Origin of the sequence: Acinetobacter sp. LUNF3, from assembly GCF_022699605.1 — a bacterium.
Taxonomy (GTDB): Bacteria; Pseudomonadota; Gammaproteobacteria; order Pseudomonadales; family Moraxellaceae; genus Acinetobacter; species Acinetobacter johnsonii.
Genome location: NZ_CP093968.1, coordinates 2,239,798 through 2,258,353, shown reverse-complemented (window position 1 = coordinate 2,258,353; position 18,556 = coordinate 2,239,798). Strand labels below are relative to the sequence as shown.

General features: G+C 42.3%; 16 protein-coding genes and 1 pseudogene. 12 read left to right on the top strand and 5 right to left on the bottom strand.

The window, feature by feature from the left end; translation table 11 throughout:
• The first annotated feature begins 87 nt into the window (after positions 1 to 87).
• The 3 genes from MN200_RS10985 (at position 88) to MN200_RS10975 (ending at position 2,596) form a co-directional block, all read left to right on the top strand.
• Positions 88 to 450, top strand: a complete 363-nt coding sequence (locus MN200_RS10985; RefSeq protein ID WP_242759387.1) for a NirD/YgiW/YdeI family stress tolerance protein — start codon at positions 88 to 90, stop codon at positions 448 to 450.
• A gap of 146 nt (positions 451 to 596) precedes the next feature.
• A complete protein-coding gene (locus tag MN200_RS10980; RefSeq protein WP_218288227.1) occupies positions 597 to 1,259 on the top strand; it encodes a response regulator transcription factor in 663 nt (220 codons plus the stop codon).
• Entirely contained in the window at positions 1,259 to 2,596 is a 1,338-nt protein-coding gene (locus tag MN200_RS10975) for a HAMP domain-containing sensor histidine kinase (protein ID WP_242759386.1), read from the top strand. The genes MN200_RS10980 and MN200_RS10975 overlap by 1 nt, the downstream gene beginning before the upstream one ends.
• A 122-nt stretch (positions 2,597 to 2,718) precedes the next feature.
• Here MN200_RS10975 and MN200_RS10970 read toward each other — a convergent pair whose 3' ends face one another.
• Positions 2,719 to 2,886 (bottom strand): hemin uptake protein HemP, encoded by a 168-nt coding sequence (locus MN200_RS10970; protein ID WP_004696105.1) that lies wholly within the window; start codon positions 2,884 to 2,886, stop codon positions 2,719 to 2,721.
• A gap of 150 nt (positions 2,887 to 3,036) precedes the next feature.
• On the opposite strand from MN200_RS10970, the gene MN200_RS10965 reads away from it, so the two are divergent.
• Entirely contained in the window at positions 3,037 to 3,936 is a 900-nt protein-coding gene (locus MN200_RS10965) for an NUDIX domain-containing protein (RefSeq protein ID WP_062033687.1), read from the top strand.
• Between the two features lie 12 nt (positions 3,937 to 3,948).
• Here MN200_RS10965 and MN200_RS10960 read toward each other — a convergent pair whose 3' ends face one another.
• The gene (locus MN200_RS10960) at positions 3,949 to 4,497 is read right to left on the bottom strand and encodes a tetratricopeptide repeat protein (protein WP_242759385.1); all 549 of its coding nucleotides are present in this window, start codon (positions 4,495 to 4,497) and stop codon (positions 3,949 to 3,951) included.
• Between the two features lie 21 nt (positions 4,498 to 4,518).
• Complete coding sequence (gene mrcB / locus MN200_RS10955; RefSeq protein WP_058869974.1) at positions 4,519 to 6,915, bottom strand: penicillin-binding protein 1B; 2,397 nt, start codon at positions 6,913 to 6,915, stop codon at positions 4,519 to 4,521.
• Between the two features lie 153 nt (positions 6,916 to 7,068).
• Here mrcB and MN200_RS10950 point away from each other — a divergent pair, with 153 nt between their 5' ends.
• The 3 genes and pseudogenes from MN200_RS10950 (at position 7,069) to MN200_RS16685 (ending at position 8,904) form a co-directional block, all read left to right on the top strand.
• Entirely contained in the window at positions 7,069 to 8,007 is a 939-nt protein-coding gene (locus tag MN200_RS10950; RefSeq protein ID WP_004696112.1) for an NAD(+) kinase, read from the top strand.
• Positions 8,008 to 8,010: 3 nt separating this feature from the next.
• Positions 8,011 to 8,277: a DUF1315 family protein gene (locus MN200_RS10945; RefSeq protein ID WP_058869973.1), complete on the top strand. Its 267-nt coding sequence runs from the start codon at positions 8,011 to 8,013 to the stop codon at positions 8,275 to 8,277.
• A 204-nt stretch (positions 8,278 to 8,481) separates the two neighbouring features.
• A pseudogene (locus tag MN200_RS16685) lies at positions 8,482 to 8,904 on the top strand (hypothetical protein).
• Positions 8,905 to 8,932: 28 nt separating this feature from the next.
• On the opposite strand, the gene MN200_RS10940 reads toward MN200_RS16685, so the two are convergent.
• Entirely contained in the window at positions 8,933 to 9,928 is a 996-nt protein-coding gene (locus tag MN200_RS10940) for a glycosyl transferase family protein (protein WP_058869972.1), read from the bottom strand.
• 410 nt (positions 9,929 to 10,338) lie between these two features.
• Between MN200_RS10940 and MN200_RS10935 the strand changes: the two genes are divergently transcribed.
• Both MN200_RS10935 and MN200_RS10930 read left to right on the top strand, forming a co-directional pair.
• Positions 10,339 to 11,682 carry a dicarboxylate/amino acid:cation symporter gene (locus MN200_RS10935; RefSeq protein ID WP_058869971.1) on the top strand — a complete coding sequence of 448 codons (1,344 nt, stop codon included), beginning with the start codon at positions 10,339 to 10,341 and terminating at the stop codon, positions 11,680 to 11,682.
• Between the two features lie 143 nt (positions 11,683 to 11,825).
• Complete coding sequence (locus tag MN200_RS10930; RefSeq protein WP_058869970.1) at positions 11,826 to 12,968, top strand: acyl-CoA dehydrogenase family protein; 1,143 nt, start codon at positions 11,826 to 11,828, stop codon at positions 12,966 to 12,968.
• 52 nt (positions 12,969 to 13,020) lie between these two features.
• Here MN200_RS10930 and MN200_RS10925 read toward each other — a convergent pair whose 3' ends face one another.
• On the bottom strand, positions 13,021 to 13,539 hold the full coding sequence (locus MN200_RS10925; RefSeq protein ID WP_058869969.1) for a DJ-1/PfpI family protein: 519 nt from the start codon (positions 13,537 to 13,539) through the stop codon (positions 13,021 to 13,023).
• Positions 13,540 to 13,989: 450 nt separating this feature from the next.
• Here MN200_RS10925 and pheA point away from each other — a divergent pair, with 450 nt between their 5' ends.
• The 3 genes from pheA to MN200_RS10910 all read left to right on the top strand — a co-directional run bounded on the left by pheA (position 13,990) and on the right by MN200_RS10910 (position 18,511).
• Positions 13,990 to 15,099 (top strand): prephenate dehydratase, encoded by a 1,110-nt coding sequence (pheA, locus tag MN200_RS10920; RefSeq protein WP_004696123.1) that lies wholly within the window; start codon positions 13,990 to 13,992, stop codon positions 15,097 to 15,099.
• 67 nt (positions 15,100 to 15,166) lie between these two features.
• On the top strand, positions 15,167 to 16,258 hold the full coding sequence (hisC, locus tag MN200_RS10915; RefSeq protein ID WP_058869968.1) for a histidinol-phosphate transaminase: 1,092 nt from the start codon (positions 15,167 to 15,169) through the stop codon (positions 16,256 to 16,258).
• Between the two features lie 3 nt (positions 16,259 to 16,261).
• Positions 16,262 to 18,511, top strand: coding sequence for a bifunctional prephenate dehydrogenase/3-phosphoshikimate 1-carboxyvinyltransferase (locus tag MN200_RS10910; RefSeq protein WP_058869967.1), 2,250 nt, complete (start codon positions 16,262 to 16,264; stop codon positions 18,509 to 18,511).
• The last annotated feature ends 45 nt before the right edge of the window (positions 18,512 to 18,556 follow it).

Genomic DNA, 18,556 nt, shown 5'->3' with positions numbered 1-18,556 from the left:
ACTTGAAGCTTTCTTAAGATTCAACTCATCTAGTTTTGGTTTAATCACTTCATCAAATAGATGAACAATTAAATAGAGGTACTGGATATGAATATGATGATGAAAGCGTTATTAGTTACTGGTGTTATTGGTTCAACCACTGTCGCTGTAGCAAACACCGCAGTGAACCAAGCGGCAGTTGCTGCTTCAACACCAACTACGGTTAAGCATGCGCTAACATTAAAAGATGACAGTCACGTCCAGTTAAAAGGTTATGTGGTCAAAGCCATTGGGGATGAGAAGTATGAATTCCGTGACCAAACTGGTTCAATTACTGTCGACATTGATGATGAGTTATGGGGTGGCAAAGCAATTTCGGCTAAAATACCTGTAACCATTATCGGTGAAGTAGATATTGACTACAAACCAGCAAAACGCGTTGAAATTGACGTAGATCAAGTGAAATTCTAAACACACTTGCCCAAGTTCAATTCAATTTTGATTGGGCATTCTTAAAAAAACCACAGGGCTTTGAATGGATATTAGCCCTGTGGTTTTTTGTATTTTGAGCCATTTCACGGCATGATCTAAACAATAGTGATTAGGCAGGTTAAGCAGTGCGGATATTATTAGCAGAAGATGATGCCTCTCAAGCTGAGAGTATTAAAACTTGGCTTGAAATGGATGGCTACAGTGTCGACTGGGTGGAACGGGGCGACCATGCCATTTTAGCCATTGAACAGCATCAGTATGACTGTGTGCTTTTAGATCGTGGTTTGCCACATGCCACAGGTGATGACATTTTGCTGAAAGTCCGTGGCAAGAACCTATCGACTCCTGTGATTTTTTTAACAGCACGTGACAGTATTCGAGATCGAGTCGAAGGGCTAGACTTGGGCGCCAATGATTATTTGATCAAACCTTTTAGTCTAGAGGAATTATCCGCTCGAATTCGTTTACAACTTCGACAGCAACAGCATAGTAGCTCGCAGGTATTGAGCTATGCCAATATCCAACTCGACCCACAGGCCAAAAGTGTGACTCAAAATGGTCAAGCTGTTAATTTAACCGCCAAAGAGTTTCAAATTTTGCATAAATTGATGCTCAAGCCCGAATATGTCGTTACGCGGGAACAACTTGAGGAAAGTCTTTATGCATGGGGCGATGAAATCGAAAGCAATGCGATCGAGGTTTTTATTTATCAATTGAGAAAAAAACTCGGTAGCCACTGTATTAAAACCATTCGTGGTTTGGGCTACAGAATGAATCAGGACATATAATGGCTCAGCCAATTTCACTCCAGCGTCAGCTTGTGAAAAGTTCGCTCCTCAGTTCGATACTGGCGGGGCTTTTGGCATTGCTGATGTTTATTGGGGTGTCGGTTTATCAGACCATGTCTATGCAAGATGAAATTATGGATGAAATGGCCGATATGTTGCTGGCAGATGATTTAACGGTCAGCAATGGTCAAGCTTTGGCAGAGCTTAGTGATGAGTTTGATATTCGCTATCGACTCGATAATGCACAGCAACTTTTGACTGCATCCGAAGATGTACCTGAAAAAATTACTGTTGATCATTTGAGTTTGGTTTCAGATGCACCTTATGGTTTTTATTGGTCAGAGCAGAAACTGTGGCGTATTTATACTGCGCAGGATAATCACGGTTTACAGGTTCAAGTGACCCAGTCGATGTCCGAACGTTTCCAAGCCTTTTGGCAAAGCATCCTAGTTTTCAGCGGTGTGTTGTTTTTAGTCTGGTGTGTTCAGTGGTTGTTGATGCATTTCGCTATTCGACGTAAATTTCGGGTGATACACCAAGTTTCAGAGCAGATTTCAAATAAATCAGTTAATGATTTAGCACCTATTTCTATGCCAGAACCTGAGCTGATTGAGTTGCAACCGATGCTATTACAGCTGAATGCCTTATTGGCGCGTTTAGACCAAGCTTTAGTGGCAGAGCAGCGCTTTACCGCGGATGCTTCACATGAGCTACGTTCTCCACTGTCTGCGATACAAATGCGACTTCAGGTGCTCAAGCGCAAGTTTCCTGAACTTGAAAGTGAGTTCAAACCGATCCAACAAGATGTCAGTCGTGGGGTACAGGTGTTGGATAATTTGTTGTTGCTGGCACGTCTAGACCCTGAGCAAAAGGAAAGTTTGGCGAAGACTAAGTTTGACTTCAGTCTGCTAATGCAGGATGTGATTAAAGCTCTACAGCCGTTTGCGGACTCAAAACAGATTAAAATTAACGTGGTGCTTGCAGAGCAGGTTTATGTATTGGCCAATGAGCAGCTCTTATTTAGCGCACTTCGCAATTTGCTCGACAATGCCATTCGCTATAGCCCCGAGCAGGCACAAGTTTTTGTCAATCTCACGATCGAAAAACAGCAGCTCAGACTGAGGATTGAAAATAGTGGACATGGGGTCGATGCTACGATTATCCAGCGTTTGGGTGAGCGCTTCTATCGGGCTTTAGGTACAAAAACACAAGGTTCAGGCTTGGGTTTATCGATTTGTCAGAAGATTGTCGATTTACACGCAGGGCAGTTGTTATTTAGTTCATCCGACTTAGGCGGTTTAAAAGTGGAGCTGCTGTTAAATAGGGTTGAGCCTTAGATGTGCAGATTGTGATCTGTGATAAAAACAGCATAAATGATCAAACTTAAAGACATTAAAAAGCAGTACGCGCTGACATACTGCTTGTTTCCACGATTATTGTTATTGGGTTTTTATAGTTCTTATTTGGTAAGAATGAGTCGATTATTGCGAGTGAGTCGTAGACGATACTCTTCTCCAGCATGCATAATGCGAATTTCACGGCCTAGGGCAAATAAGTTGTTTGAGTGTAGCATTGGTAGTGAATGGGCTGTTTCGTTACGAGTAAATAAGCTAAATGGTGCGTTCATTCTGGCGACTCCGTGGTGTATGTTGAACGATTTAAATGATAATCATTATCGAATGAGGCTGTCAACATTTTCTCGCTGAAAATATAAAAAACTTCAATATCGTTACATGCAATCACTCAATACACTACACATCTGAAATGGAATCTGATTATGTCAAAACCTTTGGTTCAAGTTGCTATAGCCATCCTTTTACATCAAGGCAAAGTTTTGGTGGGCTGGCGCCAGGCGGAACAGCATCAGGGCAATAAGCACGAATTTCCTGGGGGGAAGGTGGAAGCAGGTGAAACGCCTGAGCAAGCTTGTCGCCGTGAAGTGTTAGAAGAGGTTGGAATTGATATACAAGATTGGCATGCTTTTGACTGTATTCAGTTTGAATATGACGATGTGATTGTCAATTTGCATTTATTTCATGCTGTGGTATCAAATCATCTATTGGCAGACATTCACTCACCATGGGCGTGGTTCAAGCGTGCCGAATTACAAGACCTTAACTTTCCAAAAGCCAATCAGGCCATTTTGAAGCGACTTTATGCTGCACCCGTGATTAAAATTTCAGATCAAATCGATGTGTTAAAGGATTTGCCTGAACAACAAGTGCTGTATTGGCGAGTGCCTGCCAGTCCTGAACATATTTTAAAAATTGCAGAACTGAGTGTAGAACAATTGGCACGGGTGATTGTCAATATAGAACTATGGAAAGGTTTAAATCCACTACAACAGCAGGCAGTTGCGGCCATACACCTGAAACAATCTCAACTGATGCAATTGAGTAAAGGGGAGTTGAACGTTGGGCAGCGTTATATAGCGGCCTGTCATGACCGTAGCAGTGCTGAACATGCACAAGAAATTGGCTGTGATGCTCTTTTACTCAGCCCTGTACTTGAAACACTCAGCCACCCCAATAGTGAAACTTTGGGTTGGCAACAGTTCAGTTTGATTGCAGAAGAGATTCATATCCCAATTTTTGCTCTCGGCGGCTTACAGTTAGCCGATTTAGCCAAAGCACAAAGTTATGGTGCTTATGGTATAGCAGGGCAGCGCTCCATCTAACGGAGCGTGCTTTTAAGACAGACTTTTGATTGCTGTTTGGGCTTGTTGAATGGTTTTCTGATTCTTCTGCATTTGACCTGCTTTTAAGATAATGCTCCAAAGCTGCTTTTTCATGGCATTGCTTTGAGCATAACTCAAGCCGCGACGTGCAAGCGATTCCGCATTTGCAGGTTGTTTTTGTTGATTAGCAATTAAAGCCAAATACAAAAAGGTCTCACTCGACTGTGGTGCTAAACGCTGTGCTTGCATGGCGTAGCTTTGTGCTTGACTCCACTGGCCTTGGCGATAGGCCGTTTGTGTTTTTTGCATCAGACTTTTAAAAGCAGGAAGCTGTCGCCCATCATCAAACTGTTGTTTGCTTTTCTGCTCAGGAATCACAATCTTCTGACGTTGAATTTCTTCGCGATCATAAGGATGAATTTTGACCCCTGAAGGTGTTTTCTGCTCTTTATCCGACTGTGTCGCCTTTTCAGGTATCTTTTTTTCAGCTGGCTGTGGGAGGCTTTGACAGCCTGCCACAGCCACGATGGTTGCTAAGATACTTAAACGTTTAAACCACATCAAAATTTAAATCCGTCCTATTTATTCAGGTTGATAGCTACCACTCGAAATGACTTGCGTCTCATCTTCTAAGTTTCGCTGCATGTTCGATTCACTTTCACGAATATAGTTGTCTATGCTGTCGCCTTGTTCAGGTGTAGCTTGGTAACCATCTGTTTCAGGATTGTAAGTGGGTTCAACTTGATAATGCGGTAAGCCACATGTGGTTGCTTTGCGTGGTACGGTGTTTCGCAACAGGGGAATATACATTGCACCCTCACAACCTTGAGCGGCAAGATAACCCGTGCCACGATCAATCCAATGCCATTGCACATCATCCGGTTGGCGTAAGTTGACTGGTTTTTGACGCAGCTGGCTCATTACACTTGTCCACACTGGCAACGCACCTGAAGAACCTGTTAAGCCAGTTTGTTTATTGTCATCTAAACCTAGCCAAACCACAGAAACATAATTGCCCGAGTAACCTGCAAACCATGAGTCACGGGTGTCATTGGTGGTTCCAGATTTGCCTGCAAGCTGAAGTGAGTTTGGTAGAGTGTTATAAGCTGAACGACCTGTACCTGAGGTCATCACTTGTTGTAGACCATAGTTCAGGACATAGGCAGAAGCAGGGTCAATGGTTTGTTGGACATTTAAACCATAACGGGTCAGCAAGCGACCATTTTGATCGACAACAGTACGAATGGATTTAGTCGGATACTTAAAACCGCCTGTGGCAAAGTTGCCATAAATGCTGAGCATTTCCATCGGAGACATGTCCACCGCACCCAAGAAAATGGATGGATAGGTTGGAATATTACTGGTCACACCAAAACGTTTTAGGTGGTTACTAAACGTCGATAAACCAAACTCTTGACCAAGGCGAACTGCTGACAAGTTATATGAATTAGACAGTGCCTGTACCATCGGCACAACGCCATGTTCGCCACCGCTATAGTTCTTGGGTGTCCATGCTTTACCATTGGATTGAATACTAATACTGCTATCTTCAATTGGGCTGGCCCAGTTGTAACGTCCCGATTGAATCGCACTGAGGTAAATCACAGGTTTAAGTAGTGAACCGACTTGACGTTTGGCATCGAGTGCACGGTTAAAACCCGTAAAGTCTTGGGTTGAACCAACCGCTGCAACCAATTCACCATTTTCAGGATGCGCAACCAATACCGCACCTTGCAGCTCTTTCAGACGGCTTGAGCCACGGCTTAAGCGACTAACAGTCGATTTAAACGCATCTTGAATTTTGGTTTGGGCAATTGGATCGAGCGTTGTAAAGATGCGTAGACCTTGGTTGGTCAAATCACCTTCTTGGTATTCGGTACGTAACTGACGGCGTACAATGTCTAAGAAATCTGGGAAACGTGAAGGGCCGAGAGTTGGTTTGGCAATCACATTTAAAGGGCGAGCTGTTTCAGTTTCATATTGTTCTTGGGTCAGATAGCCCATGACCAACATATTGTTTAAAACAATATTACGGCGCTTTTTCGCAGCTTCTGGGTTACGCCAAGGGTTATATAAGGTTGGACCTTGTACTAGACCCACCAAATAAGCTTGTTGCGCAATATTTAGCTCACGCAAAGGCATGCCGAAGTAAAACTGCGAAGCTAAACCATAGCCATTAATAGAATAGTTGCCATTTTGACCGAGGTTCACTTCATTGAGATAGGCTTCTAAAATTTCATCTTTGTCATAGTGAAACTCGACCAATAAAGCCATAAATGCTTCATTGACTTTACGCTTAATGGTTTTTTCAGGGGTGAGATAGAAGTTTTTCACCAACTGTTGGGTCAGTGTTGAACCACCTTGACGTTTTCCACCCGTGACATTACTCACAATCGCACGTGCCGTACCACGAATTGAAACGCCGTGGTGACTATAGAAATTACGATCTTCTGTTGCAATTAAAGCTTCAATTAAGGGCTTAGGGACTTTGTCGAGTTTAATTAGGACACGGTCTTCATTATGCTGCGGATAAATCCCGCCAATCAGCATCGGCTCTAAACGTGCAATCCCTGTAGATGAGGGTTTAGTTGCACTGACTTCAGCCACTTGCTCATTAGCAAAGGTAACTTTAAGCACTTGTTCAGGCTCTACACTATCACCGAAGTCAAAGCCACGAGTGTGTACATATAGCTCATTGCCAGAACTGACAAAGTTCCCTGATTTGGTATAGTTTTCCGAGGACTTATAGCCCAAAAGTTTTAACTCTTGAGTGAAGTCAGCCTGATTGACAGGGGCATTGGTATACACTTCGAGTGGGCGTGCGAATACCTTCGCAGGAATGTCCCAGCGCTTGCCTTCAAACTTGTCACGTACAACGGAGTCGAGTCTTATTAAATAAATACTAAACACCAAGAATGCTGCAATGACTAAGATGCAGAAGATCAGTGCAATTAAACCTATGCCACGTTCTGACTTCATAAATACGAATAAGATCCTGAGAAATTGTGCTAATCATGCGAAGCTTTTCGCTAATTTGCAATAATTAAACTGTGAACAAACTGAAATATAGAGACAATTCCGTGTGTAGCAGCAGTCACTTTAGTTTTTGAATCAATTTAAATAAATAATGTTATGATAGGCGGGAATCGTAGCGGAGCGATGTTGCAGGTGCAAATTTCACATAAAACATTTCGAAACATAGGCTTAATTGGACGTCCAGATAAGTCTTCAGTTGTCGAAACCTTATGTCTTATTCATGATCATCTACTCAGCTTAGGGTTACATCCCGTTTTTGATGCGCAAACCGCTGAACTGGTTCCTTATAAAAATACACAAACGGTGAGTCGTGCACTTCTGGGTGAAGTGGTCGATTTGGTGATTGTGGTGGGCGGGGATGGCTCACTTCTGCATGCTGCACGTGCCTTGGTCAAATTCAATACTCCTGTAATGGGTGTAAACCGAGGGCGTTTGGGTTTTTTAACCGATATTAAGCCGACTGAAGTGATTTTTAAGCTCGATCAAGTTTTAAAAGGTGAGTTTCAGTTAGATCGTCGTTTCTTATTGGAAATGGAAATTCGCTCAAAGGGCGAGACGATTTATGATGCGATTGCGCTAAACGATGTGGTACTACACTCGGGCAAGTCGGTGCATATGATTGACTTCGAACTGAATATCGATGGTCAATATGTCTACCGTCAACACAGTGATGGTTTGATTGTATCGACGCCTACGGGTTCAACAGCCTATTCGTTGTCAGGTGGTGGCCCAATCGTGCATCCGGGGATGGATGCGATTGCTTTGGTACCGATGCATCCGCATACCTTGTCTTCACGCCCGATTGTGGTGGGTGGACACAGTGAAATTAAGCTTCTGATTCGTGAAAACCGTGTCTTGCCGATGGTCAGTGCCGATGGTCAACACAGTGTTTCGCTCAATGTGGGAGACAGCTTACATATTCGTAAGCACCCCTTTAAACTGAATTTATTACATCCACCGGGTTATGATTTTTATATGTCATGCCGAACTAAACTTGGGTGGAACCAAGATTTTGACTCTTTTCAACAGGATTAAATCATGAATATTGAACAGATGCTTTCTATTTTAGATGCTGATATTGTTGAGCGTTTAAAAACAGCTGTAGAAATTGGTAAATGGCCAAATGGCGTTGCGTTGACTGCTGAACAACGTCAAACTTGTATGCAAGCCGTTATTGCTTGGGAGCATCAGAATACTCCTGAAAAAGAACGTACTGGCTATATCGATAAAGGGCACAAAGAGGAAGGTGAGGAGTGTGATTCTCATGTTCCTGAACCAGAATTTAAACCTATTCGCTTTATTTAATTGATTAAAAAGACGTTGAATCGCTTAGCAAGAGATGCTTGGTGATTCAACAACTCAATTTAAAAGAATAACCTTCAAACTTTTTCAATCCTTATGCTTATAAAATAATAAAGCTCACTCGACTCAGTTTATTCTTCATTACTGCAATTTCGATCAATGTATAGCTGAATACTTAATTTATTATCACACCTAAAACCATAGGAAATGAGGTTTTACAGATGTTTCCATGTGCTAGTGTTTTTAGAATTTAGCTATATTTGCTGAGACAGCAACTGATGCAAGAAAAATTGAATGTTTATTAGATGTTTCTGTGTTACCGAGTCAAAATTTTCAAAATGCCGTCACACAATACACATCAATGAAAAATGATGGTTATCCGATGTTATTGATTGGGATAAACATCTATAACGCCCATGCAGGCTAAGTATCAAAAAAGATAAAAAGTCATCAACTCTATTGTTCAAACCTCATTGGACAATAAAAAATGTTTATTTATCTGGTACTTATTAATCCCAAAAAATTGAGGTCCATATTGATGATCAGTTGATACTCAGAAATATTCATTCTTCAGGAAAGCATTATCCTTACTGGGCCGACTTTTACTGGATCGAAAAGCGTGACGAATAACGTTCACGCTTTTGTTTGTCCTTTATGCTTAGAAACGAGTGTGCCAAAGCTGCTTGGCCTGTTGCATGGCATCGTTATATGTATCGCAGACCCCCATGGTATATAGTGCAATGCCAATAGTTTCAGTCACTGCCATTTCACCATACTCATGCTGTTTTTCACCCAGCCAAACTGCTTTGAACTCAGCCAAATCTAACTCTTCTTCAATTGGGCTTCGGTTGTCGGTCAGTTTGGGTAGCTCATGTTCGTAGAGTTCACCATTTTTAATGCCGCAGATCAGTGTTTTGGCATCTGGGTTACGTTCAAATTCACCGCCTTCACCTTTAATGACTGCACTATTTTGATAGCCCAGTTTAAATGCCGCTTGCTGATGCGAACTACGATAAGCAGGGTGGAAAATAGCTTGCAGGGTTGCTTTGGCATTAAAAGGATTGATCAGGCGCGCAAGGGTATGAATGGGTGAGCGAAGGCCCATAACATTTCGTAGGGAAATTAAGTCACTTAAAATTGGGGAGATGGCGTGCAGCGGTAAATATGCAAAATTACGCGACGATAATTCCTGTTCCACATCTGCTTGAGTTTGGCAAATATTAAAATCGAGATATTCCAATACCTGTTCAGTATAAATACGGTTAATGGTATGACCTGATGCACCGTGCATCACGATCTTATAACCTGCTTTAGCTAAAGTCAGTACCGCTAAGAGAAACCATGGATAGTGTTTACGCTTGCCTGCATAAGAAGACCAGTCTAAATCGACCTCTAAAGGCGTAAACGGCAGTTGATCTCGTGTGGCTTGAACAAAGCCTGCCAGTTCATCTACAGACTCTTCCTTAACTCGTAGTAGCATCAGAAATGCACCGAGCTGTACATCTAACACTTGATTTTTCAAGATCATATCAAAAGCTTGGTAAGCTTCTTCATAACTGAGTGAGCGCGCACCATTTTTCCCTTTGCCAATAATGCGAACAAACTGGGCAAAAGGGTGCTCAGCATCTTTATAAATATTTCTTTTGTTGTTCATGGAAAAACCAAAGTAAGTGAAGGCTGTGTTGTGCTATTTTAGTGGAACAATCAAAAAAAACAGCACTTTTAATTTTAAATAAATTTTTCACCATTAGACTAAAGTATGAGTCATATTGTTTAGATTTTATACATTATGATTGAAATCAGTTTACTTTGATTAAAGAATGTTAGGTAAAATTTACCCAATAATTGTGACTCGCTAGTTTTTAGTCTCTCCCATTGCAGTAAATATGAATGAACTGTGATTTTTGTCACAGTGCTGTTGTTTGTACACTATGATTTTTTTACCCGGTGTTTGGATGCGGTCCAAACTGTGGGCTTTTTTGTGTTTATCAGAAAGCCAACTACCTATGAGGAAGTATAGGTATACCGATTTTTTCAGTCTTTTGATTTACAGAAGTATTCGTTATGACTAAGAAACCAATCTATAAGTCACTATATTTTCAAGTTATTGTCGCGATTATTGCGGGTATCTTAGTAGGACATTTTTTCCCTAGTGGTACGCAAGTTATCAATGGCGTTGAAAAATATGTACCCGGCTGGGGCGAGCTTTTTTATCCTCTAGGTCAAGGCTTTATTAAGCTGATCAAGATGATTATTGCGCCAGTAATTTTCTGTACCGTCGTGAGTGGTATCGCGGGTATGGAAAGTATGAAGTCTGTGGGTAAGACAGGCGGTGTTGCGCTACTTTACTTTGAAATTGTATCGACTATTGCACTATTGATCGGTTTACTGGTCATTAACATCTGGAAGCCAGGTGTGGGCATGAATGTTGATCCTTCAACACTAGATACCTCTGGGATCTCAAAGTTTGTTGAGTCGGGTCAGCAGCAAACCACTGTCGACTTTTTTATGCATATCATTCCAAATACGGTTGTTGGAGCATTTGCTGAAGGTGAAATCCTGCAAGTGCTACTTTTTGCCTTGATGTTTGGTTTTGCATTACATAAGTTGGGTGATGCAGGTAAACCTGTACTGAAGTTCATCGATCAAATTTCTCATGTGTTCTTTAACATTGTAAACATGATCATGAAACTTGCTCCAATTGGTGCTTTTGGTGCAATGGCATATACCATCGGTAAATATGGTATTGGTAGCTTGGCGCAACTTGCTCAGTTGATTATTTGTTTCTACATTACTTGTTTACTTTTCATTTTCTTGGTTCTAGGCACTATTTCACGTGTTTGTGGCTTTAGTATTTTGAAAATGATTCGTATGATTCGCGAAGAGTTGTTGATCGTACTGGGTACGTCATCTTCAGAATCGGTTTTACCGCGTATGCTGAAAAAGCTTGAAATTGCGGGTTGTGAAAAGTCAGTGGTTGGTTTGGTTATTCCAACAGGTTATTCATTTAACTTAGACGGTACCTCAATCTACCTGACAATGGCAGCAATCTTCATTGCACAAGCGACCAATACTCAGCTGGATCTTATGCACCAAGTGACTTTATTGGGTGTGTTATTGATTTCATCGAAAGGTGCTGCAGGTGTAACAGGTTCGGGTTTTATTGTGATGGCAGCGACTTTGTCAGCCGTTGGTCATATTCCAGTGGCGGGTCTTGCACTCATCTTAGGTATTGACCGTTTCATGTCTGAAGCACGTGCCTTAACCAACTTGGTGGGTAACTCATTGGCAACGATTGTTGTTGCGAAATGGGTCGGTCAGTTAGACCAAGAGAAATTACATTTTGCACTAGCAAATCCAGATGAAGTAGACCGCCAAATGGCTGTTGAAGAAAATGCTCACGCATAATTTCAGCTCATCTTAAACAGGAAGCCTAAGGGCTTCCTTTTTTATTGGCATAAAAAAATGGCCTGATGCGGTTATGACAGTTGCGTTAAAAATGGCTAGCATGTGGACTGAATAATAAAACAACGTCACTACAAGGAAGAAACATGTTGAATTACGATGCAGACCTAGAACTATTTCGCGATAACTTTCGCCGTTTTATGAATGAACACATTGCGCCACACTATGAACAGTGGGAACGAGAAGGCTTAATGCCGCGCTCAGTCTGGAATGCCTTGGGTGAAAATGGCTTCTTATGTGTCGATGTTCCAGAGGAATACGGTGGTTACGGTGTTCCAACGCATTATTCACTCATGTTAGTGGAAGAGTCGGCACGTGCAGGTTTTAGTGCTTTATCGACAGGAATTTCTTGTCACTCTGAAATTGCTGCGCCTTATATTTTGCATATCGGAACTGAAGCACAGAAGCAGTACTGGTTACCGAAAATGGTGTCAGGTGAAGTGGTCGGTGCGATTGGGATGACGGAACCGGGTGCGGGTTCAGACTTACAAGCCATGCGAAGTAATGCTATTTTGCAAGGTGAGCATTATAATTTAAATGGCTCTAAAACCTTTATTTCAAATGGGCAGCATGCCGACCTTGTGGTCTTGGCAGTAAAAACTGATCCGCAAGCCCGCGCAAAGGGTGTTTCACTGATGTTAGTCGATACCCACTTAGACGGATTTAAAAAAGGCACCAACCTCGACAAAATTGGGTTACATTCGCAAGACACTTCTGAGCTGTTTTATGACAATGTGAAAGTCCCGAAAGATCAATTATTGGGACAAGCAGGTCAAGGTTTTGCTTATTTGATGCAAGAGCTACCACGAGAGCGTACAGCAATTGCAGCAACGGCTATAGGGGCAATTCGCGGTTCGATAGATGTCACTATCCAATACGTCAAAGAGCGTCAAGCCTTTGGTCAACATATTTCGCAGTTCCAAAATACACGTTTTGTTTTGGCTCAAGCCAAGATTGATGAACAAGCCACAGCTGCTTTTTACAATCAAAACGTTGAGCTTTACATGCAAGGTAAGCTGGATGTCGAAACCGCAGCTGCGCTAAAAAGTTTTTCAACAGACATGCAAATGAAGGTGGCAGATAATTTACTGCAGCTCTTTGGTGGTTATGGCTATATGAGTGAATATCCAATTTCACGTTTCTTTGTCGATGCGCGTATTCAACGCATTTACGGCGGGACCAATGAAATTATGAAAGAAATTGTCGCACGTAGTCTACTTGGGAGCTAAGGCTTAAGTGTTGATATAAACATGCGTAAAAGAGCCTCAAGTAGGCTCTTTTTTATCGGTTCAGTACCAATAAACTTTCTTGTATAAAGGCGGGTAGGTCATATCGGGTTTGCGATGAAATGTATAAATTATTGTCATTCACAACACCTGTGTCATAAAGCACCGCACCTGCATCTTTTAAGTCTTGATGAAGGTGATGGATACACGTCATGCGTCTACCTTTCACAACTCCAGCATGCATTAAAATTTTGGGTGCATCAGCACTGCATAAAATGGGTTTTTGCATGTTTGCAAAGTGCCTGACAAATAAGATATAGCGTTCATCTTGGCACAGTTTATCTGGCGAAAAAGCGCCAGGAATGAGTAATGCATCGAAGTCATGCACGGAGGCATCATCGATACTTTGGTCAATGGTGACAAAAGCTTTACGCTTTTTGCCATAAATGATTTTGCCAGCCTGACTTTCAAGGTTAATAATACTATGCCGAGCTGCTCGAAATGCTTCTACTGGTTCAGCATATTCGGCATCCTCAAAGTCATAGGTGACCAAGACTGCAATTTTTTTGTGCATGACAGTACCTACAGTTCATTATTGTTTTATTGAGACTATAGAGCAATCGCTACTGCTGCATACTCTCTTTGTTATGTATACGTCAACTTAAGTAAATCGTATTTTAAAAGATATTCTAACGCACTGAAATACGGATGAATGGTGATTTTTGTGAAGGTGTAGCAAAATTTTTCAAAGCCTAGACGCAGCTTTAAAAGCGTTGAGTTAAGACCCAAATACCACCGTCTTAGTGTTTTGCTTGAGCGATGTTTATGCATAACAGCAAGAAGAAAATAGGCAGGGTTCAGTGGTTTTATTGATGTCTATTATTGGGGCAGTTTATTGATAAACTTGATGATTAAATCAACTGTATGTTTTTAGCACTGAAACATGCAAAGTCTTATTGCGCAAGATTTCAAAGCTAACTATTGTTATACTGTTTGCACAATGTATATGAAGGGCGACATAACAATGATCCAAGACGATCAAAACACAACGACTTCTCTTGACCTTAATCAAATCCGTCAGGATATCGACTCTGTTGATCAACAGATTCAACAGCTTATTAACCGTCGAGCGAAACTGGCGGAAGCTGTTGCAAAAGCAAAATTTGCTTCTGAAGAGAATCCAATGTTTTACCGTCCAGAACGTGAAGCGCAAGTTTTACGGAATGTTATGGAGCGTAATGAAGGCCCTTTGTCTGATGTGACCATGGCACGTTTGTTCCGTGAAATCATGTCTGCATGTTTGGCTCTAGAAGCACCGCAAAGTATTGCATTTTTAGGTCCTGTCGGTACGTATACGCACTCTGCGGTGTTAAAGCACTTTGGACATGATGCTGTGGTTCGTCCTTTACCGACTATTGATGAAGTGTTCCGTGAAGTGGAAGCAGGCAGTGCACACTATGGTTTGGTGCCGGTAGAAAATTCATCAGAAGGTGTGGTCAATCATACTTTGGATTGTTTTAAAGCCTCACACTTAAATGTGATTGGTGAAGTTGAATTGCGTATTCATCACCAGTTTCTTGTGTCTGAAAACACGCGTAAAGACAGCATTAAACAAATTTATGCGCATCAGCAAACTTTGGCGCAGTGCCGTGCATGGTTGGACGCACACTATCCAGGTGTGGAACGTGTAGCTTTAAGTTCGAATGCTGAAGCGGCACGTCGTATTCGTACTGAATGGCATTCGGCTGCTATTGCATCTGATGTTGCAGCAAGTATTTATGATTTAGAAATTTTGCACAGTAATATTGAAGATAATCCTGAGAACACCACGCGTTTCTTGGTAATTGGTCGTGAAAGAATACCGCAAAGTGGTAATGATAAAACCTCATTGCTGATTTCTGCACATGATCGTGCAGGTGCATTATTAGAAATCCTTGCACCATTTGCAAAGCACAACATTAGTTTGACCAGCATCGAAACGCGTCCAGCATTGCCTGAAAAATGGGCTTATGTCTTCTTCATCGACTTGGAAGGTCATGTGGAACAAGACAATGTTAAAGCGGCGATTGAAGAGATTCGTCCACTGGTGAAAGAAGTTCGAGTATTGGGCTCATACCCGATTGCAGTATTGTAATCTCTAAGGTGGTTGGGTTTACTCCAAACTCAACCATGTACACCACTTGTAAGAATGGAAAGGTCACATGTCGTTTGCTCCAGCCAATGAAGGTATTGCGAAGTTAAAACCATATCAACCGGGTAAGCCAATCAGCGAATTAGAGCGTGAATTGGGAATGACCGATATTGTTAAGCTTGCTTCAAATGAAAACCCTTTGGGTTGTTCGGACAAAGTCAAAGAAGCAGTTGCTGCTGAATTGGCGGAAATTGGACGATATCCAGACGGTGGTGGTTTTATCTTGAAGGATCAAGTTCATACGCAGTTTGGTGTAGCACATGATTGTATTACTTTAGGCAATGGCTCAAACGATCTACTTGAAATTTTTGCCCGTGCATTTGTTTCAGATAAAGACTCGGTAGTGTATAGCCAACACGCATTTGCAGTTTATGCTTTGGTCACGCAAGCCATCAATGCTGAAGCGATTGAGGTACCTGCTCAAGGTTTTTCGCATGACCTTGACGCGATGGTGGCGGCAATTAAAGACAATACCAAATTGGTGTTTATTGCAAATCCCAATAATCCGACAGGAACTTGGTTTGAAGAGGCCGAATTTGAGCGCTTCATGCAAAAAGTACCGAGCCATGTGATCGTGGTTTTAGATGAAGCTTATGTGGAATATTTCCCAGAAAACTTTAATAGCTTAAAGTTTTTAGCACAGTATTCAAACCTGATTGTTAGCCGTACCATGTCAAAGTGCTTTGGTTTAGCGGCATTACGTGTTGGCTTTGCTTTAGCATCGGCAGAAGTGACAGATTTCTTAAATCGTATTCGTCAGCCGTTTAACGTCAACCATTTAGCCATGGTGGCAGCAGTTGCTGCACTAAAAGATGAAGATTTCATTGAGAAATCACGTGTGGTCAATAAAGCGGGCATGGTGCAACTTGAAACAGGTTTTAAAGCGCTAGGCCTAAACTATGAGCCTTCTCGTGCCAACTTTATTTTGGTCGATATACAAGCCGATCCTGCACAAACTTTTAATGCTTTATTAAAAGAAGGGGTGATTGTTCGTCCTGTGGGCATCGCCAATCATTTACGAGTATCGATTGGAACTGAAGCTGAAAATACGAAATTTCTAACGGCTTTGGCCAACGTACTAGGTTTAGAGGCGAACGCTTAAATTATGTCTGTGCCACTATTTGAAAAAGTTGCATTTATTGGTCTTGGACTGATTGGTTCAAGTCTTGCACGGGTGATGATTGCTGAAGGTTTAACCCAAAATATTGTAGCCTCTACACGTTCGGAAAAAACCTTACAGGATGCCCAAGCTTTGGGCTTAATCCAACAGGGGTATAGTGATCCTGTGCAGGCGGTTCAAGGTGCGGACTTGGTGGTTTTGGCCTTGCCTGTTCGTGCAACGCAAAAAGTATTGGAAACCATCAAACCATATTTGCAAGAACATACGATTATTACCGATGTGGGCAGTACCAAAGGCAATGTGGTCGACGCGGCCAAAGCCGTGTATGGCGAAGCATTACCTGTTGGCTTTGTACCGGGGCATCCAATTGCGGGGGCAGAACATACAGGTGTGCATGCAGGTAAGGTCGATTTATTTGCAAATCATAAAGTGATTTTGACACCGTTACCAACCAGTGCTGATTGGGCCGTAGAGAAACTGATCCAACTGTGGCAAGCTGCGAAAGCAGAGGTGATTTGTATGGATGTGGCCAAGCATGATGAAGTCTTGGCACATACCAGTCATCTTCCGCATTTGATGGCTTTTAACTTAGTTGAACAACTTGCAAACCGTGAAGATAATTTAGACATTTTCCGCTATGCTGCGGGGGGATTCCGTGATTTTTCTCGAATTGCGGCAAGTGACCCACAGATGTGGCATGACATCTTTTTTGCCAATAAAAAAGCCATTTTAAATGCCGTAGATGGTTTTGAAAACCAACTGGCAACGATTCGTAAACTCATTGAAGATGAAGATTCACATGCTTTAATGGGCTTGCTCGGACATGCGCAAGCAGCACGCCAGCATTTTAACCATATGCTCGCTCAAAAACCTTTCATGGAGAACAATAAAGTGACGACACAGCAATTCACCATATTACCGGGTAAAAAGAGTTTCCAAGGTAAGTTTAGCGTGCCAGGCGATAAATCTGTGTCACACCGTTCAATCATGTTTGGTGCAATTGCGGAAGGAACGACGCATGTGACAGGTTTCTTGGAAGGTGAAGATGCGTTAGCAACCTTACAAGCGTTCCGTGATATGGGCGTGAGCATTGAAGGTCCTAAAAATGGTGAAGTGACGATTCATGGTGTGGGCGTAAATGGCCTAAAAGCACCAGCAAGTGCGCTTTACATGGGTAACTCAGGTACTTCGATGCGTCTGCTTTCAGGCATGCTTTCTGCGCAAAAATTTGACTCTGTCATGACGGGTGATGCATCACTGTCAAAACGTCCAATGGAACGTATTGCTAAACCATTACGTGAAATGGGTGCACAGATTCAAACCACAGGTGAGCGTGGTACACCTCCTGTTTCGATCACTGGAAACCAAGCTTTGCAAGGCATTCACTATGATTTGCCAATGGCATCTGCGCAGGTGAAATCTGGGATTTTATTGGCAGGCTTGTGGGCAGCAGGTGAAACATCGGTCACAGAACCTGAACCTACACGTGACCATACTGAACGTATGCTACGTGCATTTGGTTATGACGTGAAAACAGAAGGCAACCGTATTTCACTGCAAGGTGGTGGTAAGTTAGTTGGTACAGAGATTCAAGTGCCATCAGATATTTCATCGGCTGCTTTCTTTATGGTGGGTGCTGCTATTACTGAAGGTTCAGACGTCACTTTAGAAGCGGTGGGCATTAACCCAACGCGTACAGGTGTGATCGAGATTTTGAAGCAAATGGGTGCGGACATTACGGTTGAGAATGAGCGTATTGCAGGTGGTGAGCCGATTGCAGACATTCGTATTCAAGGCACACGTACACTCAAAGGGATTCATATGCCTGAAGATCAAGTGCCATTGGCGATTGATGAATTCCCTGCATTGTTCATTGCAGCGGCATGTGCTGAAGGGCAAACCGTATTAACGGGTGCTGCTGAGCTGCGTGTGAAAGAATCAGACCGTATTCAAGTGATGGCGGATGGTTTAAAAACCATGGGTATCGATTGTACGCCGACTGACGATGGCATCATCATTGAAGGTAAAGGTCATTCGGGCGAGTGGGGTGCGATTTTCACTGGTGGCGAAATTGAATCACATCACGATCACCGTATTGCGATGAGTTTTTCAATGGCCGGCTTACGCACCTCTGGCGAAATTAAAATCATTGGTACTGAAACGGTTGCCACAAGTTTCCCGACCTTTACGCAATTGAGCAATCAAGCTGGTTTAGCGATCCAAGTCACTGAATAAGACTAAAGCTTAGATATTTTGTATGAAAACAGCCAAGCTTTTGCT